We start from the raw sequence: 15,215 nt of genomic DNA on the forward strand, positions 1-15,215 counted from the left end.
ATGAACCAGACCAGTACGTTTAAACGGTTGATGTCTTACCCATTATCTCAACCAAAGCCAATGATTAAAGGACTTGCTTTGCTGTTTATCGCAGCGTTAGCCAGCGCTGGCGGCCCTTGGTTGATTCAATATTTCATTGATGAGCACATCGCTAAAGGTGACTATTCACAGAATGTTCTGATTTCGCTAGCAGTAGGTTATATCGCTCTTCAGATTGTATCGGCAACATTCCAGTATTTTCAGTCATTGCAATTTAGCATTGTCGCGGCTAACACTATCAAAACGATTCGTAAGCAAGTATTTTCTGGCGTGATTAAGCAGCCGTTATCTGCGTTTGATTACACTCCTGCGGGGAAATTGGTATCGCGAATCACCAACGATACGGAATCTCTACAGCAATTTTATGAGCTCTTGATCGCGACCGTGGTGAAAAACGTGGTCATGATTGTGGTGATGCTTGGCGTTATGTTTTTCATGAGCTGGAAACTCACACTTGTTGTGCTTGTATTGCTACCGATCGTCATCGGCTTTATGTACTTGTTTAAGCAGCTAAGTACAGAAAGCTACCGAAAGATGCGTGACCTATTGACTGATATAAATGCGAATCTGAGTGAATCCATTCAAGGGATGAGTGTCATTCAATTAATGCAACAAGAAGAGCGTTTTAATAAACAGTTCAACGAGCTAACCGCAGAGCACTTGGTGGCATCTAAACGAGTGATTCGGCTAAACGGCTATCTGCTAAGACCATTAATGGATTTGCTCGCAGGTCTTGCGTTGCTTTGCTTGGTTGCGATCTTTGGTTTTAATGGTATTGAGTTGATTGGTGTGGGGGTACTGTATGCATTTATCAGTTATCTTGCGCGAGTTACTGAACCACTAATTGAGATGACTCAGCAACTTGCTCTACTTCAGCAAGCGTTAGTATCAAGCGAACGTGTTTTTGAATTGATTGATGCGAAAAAACAAACTTACGGGAACGATCATCAACCATTAAGGTCAGGTGCTATCGAACTTAAAGACCTCACATTTAGCTACGATGGTAAACAGGACGTCCTAAAAGACATTTCGTTGAGGGCCAACCACCAAGACTTTATCGCGCTTGTCGGGCATACAGGAAGCGGTAAAAGCACATTAGCGTCACTGTTAATGGGCTTTTATCCAACGCAATATGGTGAACTGCTCATCGATAGTCGTCCACTTAAAACACTAGGGAAAGACGTCCTTCGTAAAGATGTGGCAATGGTTCAGCAAGATCCGCACATTCTCCCTGCTTCAGTCAGAGAAAACATCTCTCTTAGTCGAGCGGTTGACGATACTCAAATATGGGATGCGTTAGACAAGGTAGGTTTGGCAGAGCAAATTCACCGTTATCCTAATGGGCTAGACACGCAGTTAGGTCAAGGTGAAACCAATCTATCTGCTGGACAAAAACAGCTCTTAGCGTTAGCACGTGTGCTTGTGGTAAAACCTAAAATATTGATATTAGATGAAGCAACGGCCAATATTGACTCAGGAACAGAAGCTTTAATACAAAAGAGCTTGGCAGTACTCAGACAAGACATGACACTAGTCGTTATCGCTCATCGACTTTCAACTATTTTGGATGCGGACCAAATAATTGTTCTTCATCATGGGGAGTTAGTAGAGAAAGGCACACACAAAGCACTGTTGAAACAAAATGGTCGTTATGCCCAAATGTATCAGTTACAGCAAGCAAACCGACATTTACAGCAGATTGAAGAAGAAACCAAGCAACTCGAAGAAGCGGTGTGATTTTTATACCCATGCCTTCTTTTTATTTGGTAGGCATGGGCATAATCGGCCCAACTTCAAAAGTTAGCCTGATTAGCTTCCAATTTCTTCATAATGTGAACTAATTTTCTATTTCTTACCTATTATTGACATAACCCCTCGCTATATCACGCAAGGTCGTTGTAAAATCGTACGGTACTTCAGTCTGGTGCCCTTTGCACTAGACTGTTTTTCACTTTCTAATAATGCATATTAATCTCATGACACAAGTCCATGGACAAAGATAAGTTTACTAACATCTATCGCTTGCCTGGTTCGATTCAAATTCGTATCGGTAAATGGCAAAAAACGTTCCGCGGTACCTCTGATTTGATTTTACATCAGGCGCTAATGGAGCGTAATAAGCAGTTTAAGAAGCCAGACTTTTTACCTAAAGGCTGGTGCGTCACTCCTATTGACGAAAAAGATATTACTGTCACGCACCACGGTAAATATATCCAAACCGTCATGCGCACAATGTTGGACAGAAAGGTCTCGTACAAGCGATTATTCCTATCTCGAATGAGTGCGGAAGAAGGTGAAAAAGTGCTCCACAATTACAAACTGGAGTGGGTAAGGAAACATAACCAGATCGCCAAAAAGTACAATCAAATTAAGAAGAAACAGTACATGAACTTTGCAAGAGAAGAAGAGGAAACCCTCTACCCTTCGATTCCAAAGGGTGAGTTTGACAAAACGTTATGGAACAAGCTCGTCGTATCATCGTTTGGTCCGCAGAAAAAGTACAAAAACCCACACTTTGTCCGCAAAGCCGATTTCTAAATAAACACCCCTACACTAGGGGTGTTTATTTATCCGTTAAATCACCAATCGTAAGTTAAACTGGCAATAATATTTTGTCGATCGCCATACCAACAAAAACCATCACATGTCGCTATGTACTCTTTATCAGTGATATTTTTGGCTGCGACTTGTAGCTTGTAATCTCCAATGCGATAGCTGACCGTCGCATCCATTAAAAAGTAACTTGGTACTTTTAGTCTCTCTTCATTATCTCCGTATGACTCACCTGTATAGCGCGCACCTAAGCCAACAGCAAAGCCATCAAGAGGTCCATCAAAGAAACGATAATGTGCCCAAGCTGATGATACGGTATTCGCGACTTGAGAAGGTGTTTTGCCAACCCATGTCTTATTGACGTCTTCTTTTATCTCTGCATCAACATAGGCTATGTTTCCGATTAATGTTAAAGAAGGTGCCACATTGGCTACAGCTTCAAACTCAACGCCGTTATTTTCTATTTTTCCTATTTGCGTCAATTCACTCAAGTAGATACGAGCCAAGTTTTCTTTTGTTGCCCGATACGTTGCGATATTGAAATAGCCATCGAATGAATCCGGTTGGTATTTTACACCGATTTCAATTTGATCACCGCTTTCCGGTTTCGCTGGCTTACCATTGCTATCTTTTTGAATTATTGGATCAAAGTACTGAGAGTAACTAAAGTATGGTGTGAAGCCAGAATCAGAAATATAAGCCGTTCCCACGCTAAACGTCCACTCTCCATTATCGACTTTCGTGCGAGCACCCGTGGTAACATTATGTACTTCATTACTTGTATCGTCGTAACGCGCACCCAATAACATTGCCCATTTATCGTTAATCAGCATATGATCTTGAAAATAGACACCGAGCTGTCGGTTCTCAACTTTCGTTCTTTGCTTATCGGTTTCGCTCAATGGCTGTAGCGTATTCGGATCGAGTAACGTTATATTATCCGAATAAGTGGGATTAAATACATTAAACCTAGGGTCAGGCAAAGCTCCCATTGGTGTGTTTAAGAGCGCATTACCATCAGCAACGATAGGATCATTCGCAAAGTCCTTACCATCGATACTGATCATTTGAAAATCTAAACCCAACATCAAGTTATGCTCAACGCTTCCCCAATTTACTTGGTGCATCAAACGATTATCAATATTAAAAGCATCGGATGATCCATCTTCTGCTGAAGCGCCCCGAAGTATGGTCTTGCGTTCATTTGATGGATCTAAAATCGGCCCCAACCCAGGTACATCAGCCGAGTAAACGTACGAATACATTTGTCTCAACTTAACATCCATTTCACTGTAACGAGCAGCTTGAACAAACGAAGTGGTATCATTAAACGCATGAGAAAACTCATAGCCTAAAGACACCTGCTCACGCTCAAAGGTCTCCCAGTTAGGATTGCCTATCGCTAAACTATCACTGATCTTTCCATTTTTGTTTGGCGTTAACGTTCCTTCAACTGGCAAAAATTGCAGATAAGGATCTGAGTCGTCTTTTTGATAGCTCGTTAGAAAGGTAATTTCAGACGTCTCATTAAATTTGTACGTCATTGATGGAGAGAGAAGAATGCGCTCTGCTTCTACCCCACTAATTCTCGTCCCATTTTTTCTCGCTAACCCCTGAAAGCGGAAAGCTAACTGCTCACTCACCTCAGAGTTTACGTCAAGAGAAAGTTGTTTACGGTCTTCAGAACCGTACTCCAAAGATACAAGCCCTGATCCCCCATCAAATTGAGGTCGCTTACTGACGACATTGATGACCCCACCAGGAGGGTTTTGCCCATAAAGAACAGACGCTGCACCACGTAAAACTTCAACCCTTTCCAAAGCAAACGGATCTATTTGCCAACTATAAAAACCAGAAGAATATAAACGGGTACCATCTTGATACAGCCCGCTGTTCGCCTGTTTAAAACCACGAATAATAAACCAATCTTGCTTGTTATCTTCGCCGAAATAATTAGTTTGAATACTTGGTGTGTATTGTAGTGCGTCAGAAATGCTAATAGAGGCCCGATCATCCATTTGTTCTCGCGTAACAACAGACACCGCTCTTGGGGTTTCATTGATGGCAATATCAGTTTTCGTCGCTGCCCGACTCTTCGCTCCAAGATAACTAAAATCAGGACCAACTGCACTGTCTTGCTGCTGTCCAATCACAACTATATTTTCATCTTCCTGAGCCAAGACATTTGGCGTTGATAACGCTAATACAACCGCCATTGACGTTGGTGTCAGCATAAACTGCCGAGTCATATTATTCTCCTTTTTTGTCGGCAGCCAAACCAACCCTTCATGACTTCAGCGATCGCTGAAAGAAAAGCGAGTTACGGCATCGCCAGTTGTTTCCATAAAAGACAAACCAGAGGTTTTGCATAAAGCACTCGCATAGGTTGCGAATGCCAATGCGAGTGCTTGTTTGTTGTATAAGTACTTTCTTGGTTGAGGCTTAGCTCGTATCTATAAACGGCGTAATCCCCACATCAGATACAAACCGCCAATGAGAGACGCCATCAGCCCTGTTGGTATTTCTTGTGGGTAAAGAACTTGTCGTCCCAACCAGTCGGCCAACAACATCACGCCGGAACCCAATATCGCGGCGCATAACATGTGTTGTGACGCTTTGTTAAAGCCAAATAAGCGAGCTAAATGCGGAGCCAGTAACCCAACAAAGCTAATAGGACCAACAACCAATGTCGCACTGACCGTGAGACAAGCAACTAAAAGCAGCAGTATCGCGCGCGAACGATCAACGCGAATCCCAAGTGCTTTAGAGGAAGCGGCGCCAACAGGAAGAATATCTAGCCATCTTACGCAGAGAAAACTCAACCCTATAAAGACAAGCGCAGATAAAGACAATGGGAGTAACGTTTCAACCGAAACATAGTAGGTAGACCCAGACAACCAAGCCAATGCTTGATAACTTCTTGGGTCACCAGTGGCTAGAATAAAGCTCTGTATTGCATTCATCAGTGCGGTAATAGCAATACCAGTCAACAAAATGCGCTCCGGCTGAAAACCTGATTTACGGTTTAGCAGCACAATGACCAATACCGTCGCTAATGCGCCTACGAGCCCGCCTAGAGAAAGAGTGAAAAGTGACGAACCTAACCCAGTAAACATCGCGATGATCAATCCCATCGCTGTCCCTGAACTGATGCCGATCACTTCTGGACTGGCCATTGGGTTTCCACTTAGGCGTTGAATCATGGTGCCAGCAATCGCTAACATTGCCCCCGCAATTGCTGCTGCAAATAATCTAGGTGCGCGCCATTCCAAAAAAATCCAATTTTGGCTAGCAAACAAGTTTGTCCACCCTTCATTTTGCACAGCAACCGTGGCAAAAAGAACAACGGAAATTAATGTGCCGATCAACGCCAATGAGATCGCTTTAGGGTTTAGCTTGTAAACATGTTGACGATGTCGAGTTAACACCGTTTGAGTATGACCCTGCGTCTTTTGTGATAAGCGAGGTAGCAGCCATAACAGTAGCGGAGCGCCCAGTGCAGCGGTTGCTGCTCCCGTTGGTATAAAACTCGCCATTAGCCCTGGCAGTTGCTGAATAACCAAATCGGTTAAAGTCAATAACATGGCACCAATCAGCATTGATACCCAAAGCTTATGCTGGATTTTATTGATACCTATCAATCGAGTAATCGCTGGCGCTGCTAACCCAATGAAACCGATGATTCCTACTGCAGAAACGACCCAAGAAGTGATTAGTACCGCAAGCCCAAGACAGACAAAGCGCAGTTTGGCTAGCGAGACACCTAAACTCTTGGCACCTTGCTCGGAGAGTTCTAACAGACTTAACGGCTTTGCAAACACAAATGCGATAACCGTAGCAAGTGCGATTCGAGGTGCAAGATACGAGAAATCACCCCATCCGCTCTGAACAAGCGAGCCCGCTCCCCATATCATTAATCCATTCAGCTTTTCGGTATTCATCATCAGAATAACCGTACTTAATGATGCAAAGTACAGGTTTATCACTAACCCAGAAACGACGACGACCGTTGGAGATAACGCTCGTCGCCATGACAACAGCATCACCAACCCCATCGATGTCACACCGCCGATGAGAGCAACCAAATTAGGTGCTATATCCAACATCCAAGGGGCAAATAGCGTAGCTAACATCAAAGCAAAACTTGAACCGCTCGCCACACCAAGTGTCGTGGGTGAAGCAAGAGGATTGCGCAGAACTTGCTGCATTAATACCCCAGCAACCGCTAATCCGGCGCCAGAAATAATCGTGGTGAAGACTCGAGGCCACCAGCTAAAGTGAAGTAAGACGGAATCGATAGATTGAAAGTTAGGTTTCCATAAACTGCTAAGAGCCAGTGAGAATGAACTTGCTTGATACAATTGGAAAGCACCAATAGAAAAGGTAAATGCCGAAAGTAACACCACAAGGCTTAAAGGCATGGCTTTCATTGTTCTAACTCCTCGACCTTACTCGCCGTAACTAACTCCGCGAACCGAAGCGCTGAAGGCATAGAACCAAAACTCCAAACAGGCGCGACTTGCATGACCTTCTCACCAGACTGTTGAACAACGTATTGCCAAAACGGATCTTGAGAGAGCTGCTTTTCGCCACCGTGAGGCAATGGCTCAACGATAACAATTTGGGCTCTTATACCTGCTAACTTATCGATGCCGAGTAAGCTGAAGCCCCAGCTATTTGTCTCTTCGTTCCACGCATTACTCAGCCCAATCTTTTCGATAGCCTGAGAGTAAAGACTATTCTGACCAAAAACACGAACGTGCTTCGTATCCATAAACTGAATCATTAAAAGCGGCGGCTGGTCTTTGTTTATGCGCTGTTTTAGTAAAGAGAAACGTTCTTCATATTGTTGGATAAGTGCCTCAGCCTCCGCTTCTCTTCCTAGCTCTTCACCAAACCTCCGAGTGAAACGAGTAAGTACCGACCAATCTGTAATCCCGCTTTCATATAAGTCAATCGTGGTAACGGGGGCGATATCGACTAAGCGATGCTTCATTGAGGAGAAGTACGGGGCAATAAAAATACGGTCAGGTCTGAGCTCGTAAATACGCTCTATATTGGGTTGAGTTCTTAACCCTACATCCTTAGTTTGAGGTGGTAACGGTGGCGATTTTACCCAAGCATCGTAATCTTGCCCTTGAGCGACACCTACGGGCACGACCCCTAACGCCAACATCGTTTCAGTTTGTGTCCAATCAACCGACATCACCCGAGGTGACGCCTCAGCTACTGCTTGAAAGGAACTGACCAAAAGCGCACTAAGTGAGAGAGCGAAAGAGAAATGCTTAAGTCGAGTGTTTGTACTGCTCATTATTCAACCTCTAGCTTGGCATCGCCACCGGATAACCCGCAGGGTGGTCAGAGATCTTCATCTCTATCCCGTATATGTCCCTCAGCTTAGGTTCAGTAAACACCTGTTCAACATTGCCTTGTGCAATCAAATCACCTTGATGTAATGCAACGATATGATCGCAAAAGCGCGCCGCTAAGTTGATGTCGTGCAATACGATAATAACGCCCAAACCCAACTCTTTACTGAGTTTAGAGATGAGCTTCAACATATCGACTTGATGGCTAATATCTAACGCAGACAAAGGCTCATCAAGAAGCAAATACTCGGTTTTTTGCGCTAATAGCATGGCTAGCCACACTCGTTGGCGCTCCCCTCCAGATAGCGTATCAACTAAGCGATCTGCGTATTTTAGTGTTCCTGTCATCGCCATTGATTCTTCAATAATGTCATGATCTTTCTTGCTCAAACGACCAAGTAAACCATGCCATGGGTAACGACCAAATCCGACTAAATCGCGACCTAAAATACTGTCGGTCACCGGAAGATGCTGAGGCAAGTAGGCAATGTGTTGGGCGAATTTTTTCGCTGAGAGATCGTTAATGCTCGTTCCATGTAGAACCACGTCACCAGCGGTGTATGGCTGTTGCTGTGCCAGCAACTTTAACAATGTAGATTTTCCTGAACCATTGTGCCCAACAAGAGCGTATGTTTTTCCGGGTTCAAATGTCACATCAAACGCTTTTAGCAATGACTTGCCTTCAATCTCAAACTGGAGTGCTTTAGCTTCCAACATCCCTACTTCACCTAATAGCCATTCACAAATGAAAGCTAATCAACCGCTTTCATTCGTTCATCACGTTTGCCGTTCTTATTCAACAGAACGATTAATAAGGGAGGTTTTATATAACAACAAAGATACAAATGCAAACCGTTGTCATTATCATTACATCAACAAGATCATTGAGAGAATTACTAAGCGTTAATGATTATTCGTTGCGGATGACTTCATTAGTGGATTGTCGGCAGGTCAACGAGAGCAGCGGTCTACCACTGCCCTCGCATAAATTTGAATGAATACTGCGGCGCATGAAGAAATGAGAAATGCCGCAGTGAATAAATTAATGACGAGCGTCAGCGCCAAACTCTACTTCTTTATAGATATCGGCCAGCGACTTTTTACCTTGTTTGTCTTTGGCTGAACGCTTTTTCTTCGTTTGATAATGGTATTCTTGCTCCTGAAGTGCTTGTTCGTGCTCTTTTGCTGACTCAACAAACTCAGGATTTGCAAGTGCTTGTTGGCGTAAGCGGTTTACTCTTTCAAGGGTTTCCCACAACATACTTCACCTCCAAACTTACTACTGTATATAAAAACAGTATTGTTTAAATATTCCTCCTCGTCAACATTTCAACTTCGTTACTGCTCTTCACATTAACCCCAAGCCTGTATAGTGCTCCGGATATTTGTGGATGATTTGCTTTATATAACCTTGATGCTCTCGCAGAGCATTAACACATTCTCGAGATAACCATCCCTGATATACCCATTTTTCAAGTTCTAACAATGCGTATGGGATGGACCACGCTTGTCTGTACGGATGGTGCGTCGTCATAAAATCAAAGGCATTCGCGACAGCCGTAATTTGCGCGGCTATTGGTATATCGCCACTGGTTAAACCATACGGATAACCAGTACCATTTAAGTTTTCGTATTGATAAGTAACCATCTGCAAAAACAAAGTCACACTCGGGTGAACCGGATTTCCGATACGAGCCACTATGTCATCGGCCGAGTCGATGCAACGCTCAATATGTTGAATCAATATCGCCTCTTGTTCTTGAGTATAATTTGTTCGGCGACTAGCAATTTCAACTGGCAGCTGAATATCACTGAGTGCATGGAATTGAGCAAAAATACCAATATCTTCGACCATTTCATCATTCAGGTGATAACGATCCGCTAACTGCGTTGCGATGACTTGGCTGTAGTACTTCATTCGTTTGGTATGCGCGTAAAACTCAGGGGAGTAGCCTGGCATCATACATTGCATTCGGTTCGCCAACGTTTCTATCGCGCTAACGACGTGGTCTTCTGATTCAACCGCAAATTGAATCATTTCGAAATAAGGTTTGAGACTATTCAACGCTTCTAAGCTAAACGCATTGGGCTGAGTGGAATTTAAAAACACAAAGCCTGTAAATGCTTTATTGTCGTAACAAGGAATCGCAACCGACGACTGGTATCCGTGTTTGAGTAAGGTTTGAACCCGAGGACAATGATTAATATCGTGAAGGTCTTCGACGATGCGAGGAATCGCGTTTTTGGAGGCAATATTGAGGTGGTGGAGTTTACGGAATGCTGACTCATGGTGGGCTAAACACCAAGTGTCGAACTCACTTTCTGCAAATGATTTGAGCACATCTTGGTCTGGGTGATATTTAGCAAATGACACCCTATCAATACACGGCAAGTGCGCCTGCATCCTGCCCTTTAGCGTTTGCAGTTGCTCATTAAGCGGTTTTGCAAACGGGTAAAAACTCCGGTGCGCCATACTTCACCTCCACACCCAAGCAGAGAAACAAGAGAAGCTCATTGTGTTGCAAATTCAATGGTATTTTGAGCGGTTTTCTCCACTTAAATTATCGATATACCACAACTTAAGTGTACGAAATAAAAGCACATTTCTACCAATTCTTTCACCGAATATCTTACGGTAATTTGATCCAGATTAAAAAAGCCAACGAGCGAAACTCGTTAGCTTAACAATACTGATTGATTACGATGAATTCAGTAACTAGAGGTTATTCAGAGACGTTCCAAACAACTAGCCCAAAGCAGGAAGCACACCCAAAGTAATTAACACCTGAGCTAATACGATACCTGTGCCAGCGATACCCGTTATCACTAATGCTCCTTGGCCACCAGCAACTCGGTACTCCCCCGTAAAATCATCCGATTTACGAACCTTGATCACCATAACCAGAGGCAAAAAGATGGCTAAAATCGCTAATGCAATCGCTGCATAACCCAAAGCCATAATAAAGCCTTGAGGGTAAAAAAGTGCGAAGCCCAGCGGTGGGGTAAACGTCACGAGTGCCGCAACCAAGCGATTAGGCTTATCGTTGCTCCCTTTGATGGTATCACCCAAAAATTCGAATAGACCCAAACTCACACCAAGAAATGACGTTAACAGTGCCAAATCAGCAAATACACCGACAATGTTGCCTAAGTTTGATTGGTGCACCGTCTGCGATAGTTGACCAATAAGCGCGCTCAACCCACCGTTTTCAATAAGCGTACTTTGGCTAACCACACCCAATGTCACGATCTGCCAAAAGATGTAAATCACGAGCGGGATCGTCGAGCCAATAATAACGGCTTTGCGCAAAGAAGAAGTATCGCCATCTAAGTAATTCACAATTGCCGGAATGCTTCCATGGAAACCAAACGAAGTAAAGATAACAGGAATCGCCGCTACAATAAGACCTTGCTCAATCGGCATACTCAATAAGTAAGATTCCGTAACGTTTGGAGCAAGAAAAGAAAGCACAGCAACCATCGCAACAAGTTTCATCGCGAACAACACGCGGTTAACTTTATCGACCGTACCTGTACCAACTGTCACAACTAAAGTCACAATCAAGGTAAAGATTATCGTTGATGTAGACCCTGAAATATCAAGGTCAAACCATTGTGCGAGGCGATCTCCGAACTGAGCACCACCGCCAGCGATGTATGCTGCACACAATGAATAGAAAAGAAACAGCATCGCAAAACTTGCCACCCACTTGCCTTTTTGGCCTAGGATCTGTTTCGCTAAAGTATGAAGAGTTGCACTACTTTCTGCATGCTGATGAAGCTCAAGCATGAGTAAGGCAGTGAAAGCCATCAGAGCCCATAAACTGAGCATGATGATGATTGAAGTTGAAAAACCAATGCCGGCAGAGGCAAGTGGAAGGGCTAGCATGCCAGCACCTATTGTAGTTCCCGCGATAATTAGAGTACTACCGAATACTTTAGAACGACTCATTGTATATTTATCTTTACACTTTATTAGGAATTATCGGTATTAGATCGGGCAACGGCGTACCGAAACCAATACCATATTTGTAATACTGTCGATATTGTAGGATCTTCAGCAGAAGATCAAGCAAAGTGTAAGGATAAAAAACCACAAGTGTAAATAAAAATTTACACACCACTAATGTCCAACAATATCTGAGTACATTCTTCCCTGCTCATGAACTTAGGGACAGGGTAATTCCAGTGCGCCTCTTTCATAATTAAATCTACAAGCGCATCAGCATCTTCGCGCTGAATGAGTGCACTTTTCTGCTTAATATCAATGCTTGCAAACAAAGACTCCACATGCGTCAAAAAGTGTTGAGCACTCGCCTCACCTGACTGCCCTTCGGCCGTCAACGCATCTAGTTTTCTTAGTTGAGGCTCTATCTCTGATAATGAAAAGCGCAGCACAGGTAACAAGGCTAATCCGTTTGCCATGCCATGAGGTATTCCATATTTCGCACCGAATGTGTGAGCAAACGCATGAACATAACCCAAACTCGCTTTCGTAAATGCTAAACCTGCGTAATAGGATGCCATGGCCATTTTATGTCGAGCTTCAACATCATCCCCTTGTGCTACGACCCGAGGAAGATGCTTAAAAATTAACTTAATGGCGGCAACAGAATAAGCCCTAGTTTCTTGAGTAGCATTTCTCGACACATACGCCTCAATAGCGTGAGTTAATGCATCAACGCCAGTATCAGCCGTGATCTTAGGAGGTAAACCAATCATTAAGTTCGCATCTAAAGCTGCCATTAGTGGCACCAACTTTGGATCCATCAAAGGGGTTTTAATGTGTGAGGAGGGATCTGATACGACCGCGGCGATGGTGACCTCACTTCCTGTTCCTGCGGTCGTTGGAATAGCAAACAGAGGCGCTGGCATTCGCCATACTTTCAATAGTCCAGCTAACTTTTTTATTGGCCGTTTATTGGTAACTTTCGCAGCAATGACCTTTGCGCAGTCCATTGCCGAGCCACCACCCAAAGCTAATATGCCCTCACAATGAAAACGATGGTAAGCCTCTAGACCGCTTTCTACCTGATCATAGGTAGGATCGGGCTGCACTTTCGAGAAAACATCTAACTGCAAATCGAGCTGTTCTGCCGCTTCGAGCACCTTATCGACAATACCGACTTGGACTAACCCTTCATCGGTAACTAATAAGACGCGTTTAAATCCCAGTTCGGTCATCGATTCTAATAGCTCATTCATCGAACCGGGGCCGGAAAACAAGGTTGGTCTCGGCATAGGAAGGATAAGAGCTGCTATTTTTAGCCCTGCGGTGTAAGTCCGATATAAGCGATGCTTCAACATACGAAATCCTTTTCATTTAGAGCTATCATTCTAGCTACTTTTATCACCTATGCTTACTTTGCAATCACACATTTTTAATTAAGTCATTTCATCAACACATAAATGCTGCTGAGGGAGCAATACCGTTATCTTGATCTCCCCACACCACGTGAGCTGTAGAGAAAATTATTTTTTATGATTTGCCATTAGCGTTACCTTAATGACTCCCCCCTCTTCGGCTTCGCCGATCATAAAGTGGTTATTCAAGATGCTTTATCATTCATACAAACTCAAAAATATGGATTCTGCTTAATCACATAACTGTACGGTATATCAGTAATCTAATCCGAACATCACTTATAAAAACACAAATAAGAATGCGTTACATCATGATTTATTGTCGTTTTCAAATAAGTCAATAAAAGCAACAATAATCTTTCAAAACTAATACTTAGTTCAAATAACTGACTCTTAATCATGAGCTTCAGGTGATATTGTTATGCAACTAGGATTATTATCCGCCCCATAATTAAAACTACGTCTAAACGCCCACCTTTTTGGGGTCTATTCGCTGTCGTACCCAATTTTCCTATCACCTTCTGATTTGGGTTTCGCGTGGGCTAATTAGCAATGTCGGTATAAACCATGAATCATTCTTGCCATTCCCATACGGACACGGGCTTTGAAGTCGATCTAAAACAAGCGCTTATCTGGGTTGCTCGAGCACTCGATTATGTCGGTGTTGACGATACTCACCACAGCCATCGTGTCGCTTATATCGCTTACCAATGTGCTCGCGTCATGGGTTGGGAGCCAGAAAAAGCGGAGTTTTGTTACTTCGCGGGTATGATCCACGACTGTGGAGTCTCCGAAACACAAGAACATAAAATGTTACTTGGAGAGCTGGTGCCACAAGACGTGAAAACACACTGCTTAAGAGGGTACCGAAGCCTCAAGCAGTGTCGTTTGTTGCGCCAATTTGCGACACCAGTTCTTTACCACCATACACATTGGAGCGAACTAAAAGAGCTCGATTTACCGCCTTTTGAAAAAGAGGTGGCCGCCCTGCTCTACTTATCGGATCGCCTTGATTTTATGCGCTCAAAATACGTCATGAACTGCCATTGTGACATTGTCACGCTTCATGAGGAATTGATTGCTGAGTGCATCATGGCAAACGTTGGAACCTTGTTTAATCCAAGTATGGCCGAAGCAATGGTTAAACTCGTCATGACCGACGCGTTTTGGTTCGCGATGGAGTCGGAAAATATTGAAACCATAGGCCTAAATTTTAAAAGCATTGATTGGCTTCAAAAACAATTAACCATCCAAGATATGAACAGTTTGGGAATGTTTATCGCTCAAATTGTCGATGCAAAGAGCCCGTTCACTTATCAACATTCACAAAAAGTAGCGGAATTATCTCGTTATCTAGCAATTAAGCTTGGGCTAAACGAGCACGACCAAGAAATGTTATATATTGCGGGGCTGGTGCATGATATTGGAAAGTTAAAAACACCAGATGAAATCCTTCACAAAGAAGGCTCTCTAAACAAACAAGAGTACACACGCATTAAACGCCATACCATTGATACTCAGCTCGCATTGCACAAGGTCTTTCCTAACGCGAAAATAGCGGAATGGGCTTCCAATCATCATGAACGTTTAGACGGGTCGGGCTATCCCTATCACAAAACAGGCGACGAGCTCGATGTTCCATCGCGTATCATTGCTGTCGCGGATGTCTTCCAAGCCCTGTCTCAAGATCGCCCCTATCGAGGACGAATGACTCAAACACAGATCGCCGACATTATGGGTGAGCAAATAGCCAAAGAGGAGCTTTGCTCTGACGTTTATGCGGTATTAGAACGACACATGACAGAGTGTTACGAACTCTCAACCGACGTTTAATCAAAACAGGGGCGAACACACGCCCCCTTTTTTAGGATGATAAAACTAGGCAGATAA

At 43.6% G+C, this 15,215-nt stretch carries 11 protein-coding genes; 3 read left to right on the forward strand and 8 right to left on the reverse strand.

The genetic code is table 11. The features are described from left to right. A complete protein-coding gene (locus ACWPOD_RS09215; protein WP_167426610.1) occupies positions 1-1,776 on the forward strand; it encodes an ABC transporter transmembrane domain-containing protein in 1,776 nt (591 codons plus the stop codon). A 252-nt stretch (positions 1,777-2,028) separates the two neighbouring features. Further along, positions 2,029-2,577: an MSHA operon transcriptional regulator gene (locus ACWPOD_RS09220; RefSeq protein WP_012841863.1), complete on the forward strand. Its 549-nt coding sequence runs from the start codon at positions 2,029-2,031 to the stop codon at positions 2,575-2,577. 41 nt (positions 2,578-2,618) lie between these two features. Here ACWPOD_RS09220 and ACWPOD_RS09225 read toward each other — a convergent pair whose 3' ends face one another. The 8 genes from ACWPOD_RS09225 to ACWPOD_RS09260 form a co-directional block, all read right to left on the reverse strand. Beyond that, positions 2,619-4,841 (reverse strand): TonB-dependent siderophore receptor, encoded by a 2,223-nt coding sequence (locus ACWPOD_RS09225; protein ID WP_456231809.1) that lies wholly within the window; start codon positions 4,839-4,841, stop codon positions 2,619-2,621. A 204-nt stretch (positions 4,842-5,045) separates the two neighbouring features. Continuing rightward, positions 5,046-7,022: a Fe(3+)-hydroxamate ABC transporter permease FhuB gene (gene fhuB / locus ACWPOD_RS09230; RefSeq protein WP_456231810.1), complete on the reverse strand. Its 1,977-nt coding sequence runs from the start codon at positions 7,020-7,022 to the stop codon at positions 5,046-5,048. After that, entirely contained in the window at positions 7,019-7,903 is an 885-nt protein-coding gene (locus ACWPOD_RS09235; protein ID WP_167426613.1) for an ABC transporter substrate-binding protein, read from the reverse strand. Before ACWPOD_RS09235 ends, fhuB begins: the two co-directional genes overlap by 4 nt. Before the next feature lie 10 nt (positions 7,904-7,913). After that, positions 7,914-8,678, reverse strand: a complete 765-nt coding sequence (locus ACWPOD_RS09240; RefSeq protein WP_167426614.1) for an ABC transporter ATP-binding protein — start codon at positions 8,676-8,678, stop codon at positions 7,914-7,916. Between the two features lie 325 nt (positions 8,679-9,003). Beyond that, positions 9,004-9,222: a hypothetical protein gene (locus ACWPOD_RS09245; RefSeq protein ID WP_005377723.1), complete on the reverse strand. Its 219-nt coding sequence runs from the start codon at positions 9,220-9,222 to the stop codon at positions 9,004-9,006. 87 nt (positions 9,223-9,309) lie between these two features. Continuing rightward, positions 9,310-10,434 carry an HD-GYP domain-containing protein gene (locus ACWPOD_RS09250; protein WP_104971656.1) on the reverse strand — a complete coding sequence of 375 codons (1,125 nt, stop codon included), beginning with the start codon at positions 10,432-10,434 and terminating at the stop codon, positions 9,310-9,312. A gap of 273 nt (positions 10,435-10,707) precedes the next feature. After that, on the reverse strand, positions 10,708-11,913 hold the full coding sequence (locus tag ACWPOD_RS09255; protein WP_301608101.1) for an aromatic amino acid transport family protein: 1,206 nt from the start codon (positions 11,911-11,913) through the stop codon (positions 10,708-10,710). A 161-nt stretch (positions 11,914-12,074) separates the two neighbouring features. Next, the gene (locus ACWPOD_RS09260) at positions 12,075-13,268 is read right to left on the reverse strand and encodes an iron-containing alcohol dehydrogenase (RefSeq protein ID WP_167426616.1); all 1,194 of its coding nucleotides are present in this window, start codon (positions 13,266-13,268) and stop codon (positions 12,075-12,077) included. A gap of 624 nt (positions 13,269-13,892) precedes the next feature. Between ACWPOD_RS09260 and ACWPOD_RS09265 the strand changes: the two genes are divergently transcribed. After that, positions 13,893-15,158 (forward strand): HD domain-containing phosphohydrolase, encoded by a 1,266-nt coding sequence (locus ACWPOD_RS09265; protein WP_167426617.1) that lies wholly within the window; start codon positions 13,893-13,895, stop codon positions 15,156-15,158. Positions 15,159-15,215 lie beyond the last annotated feature (57 nt).

It is taken from the genome of Vibrio sp. JZG120 (genome assembly GCF_053890955.1).

Coding starts and splice junctions, on each gene's coding strand:
- ACWPOD_RS09215 (WP_167426610.1), top strand. CDS start 1: ATGAACCAGACCAGTACGTTTAAACGGTTGATGTCTTACCCATTATCT.
- ACWPOD_RS09220 (WP_012841863.1), top strand. CDS start 2,029: ATGGACAAAGATAAGTTTACTAACATCTATCGCTTGCCTGGTTCGATT.
- ACWPOD_RS09225 (WP_456231809.1), bottom strand. CDS start 4,841: ATGACTCGGCAGTTTATGCTGACACCAACGTCAATGGCGGTTGTATTA.
- fhuB (WP_456231810.1), bottom strand. CDS start 7,022: ATGAAAGCCATGCCTTTAAGCCTTGTGGTGTTACTTTCGGCATTTACC.
- ACWPOD_RS09235 (WP_167426613.1), bottom strand. CDS start 7,903: ATGAGCAGTACAAACACTCGACTTAAGCATTTCTCTTTCGCTCTCTCA.
- ACWPOD_RS09240 (WP_167426614.1), bottom strand. CDS start 8,678: ATGTTGGAAGCTAAAGCACTCCAGTTTGAGATTGAAGGCAAGTCATTG.
- ACWPOD_RS09245 (WP_005377723.1), bottom strand. CDS start 9,222: ATGTTGTGGGAAACCCTTGAAAGAGTAAACCGCTTACGCCAACAAGCA.
- ACWPOD_RS09250 (WP_104971656.1), bottom strand. CDS start 10,434: ATGGCGCACCGGAGTTTTTACCCGTTTGCAAAACCGCTTAATGAGCAA.
- ACWPOD_RS09255 (WP_301608101.1), bottom strand. CDS start 11,913: ATGAGTCGTTCTAAAGTATTCGGTAGTACTCTAATTATCGCGGGAACT.
- ACWPOD_RS09260 (WP_167426616.1), bottom strand. CDS start 13,268: ATGTTGAAGCATCGCTTATATCGGACTTACACCGCAGGGCTAAAAATA.
- ACWPOD_RS09265 (WP_167426617.1), top strand. CDS start 13,893: ATGAATCATTCTTGCCATTCCCATACGGACACGGGCTTTGAAGTCGAT.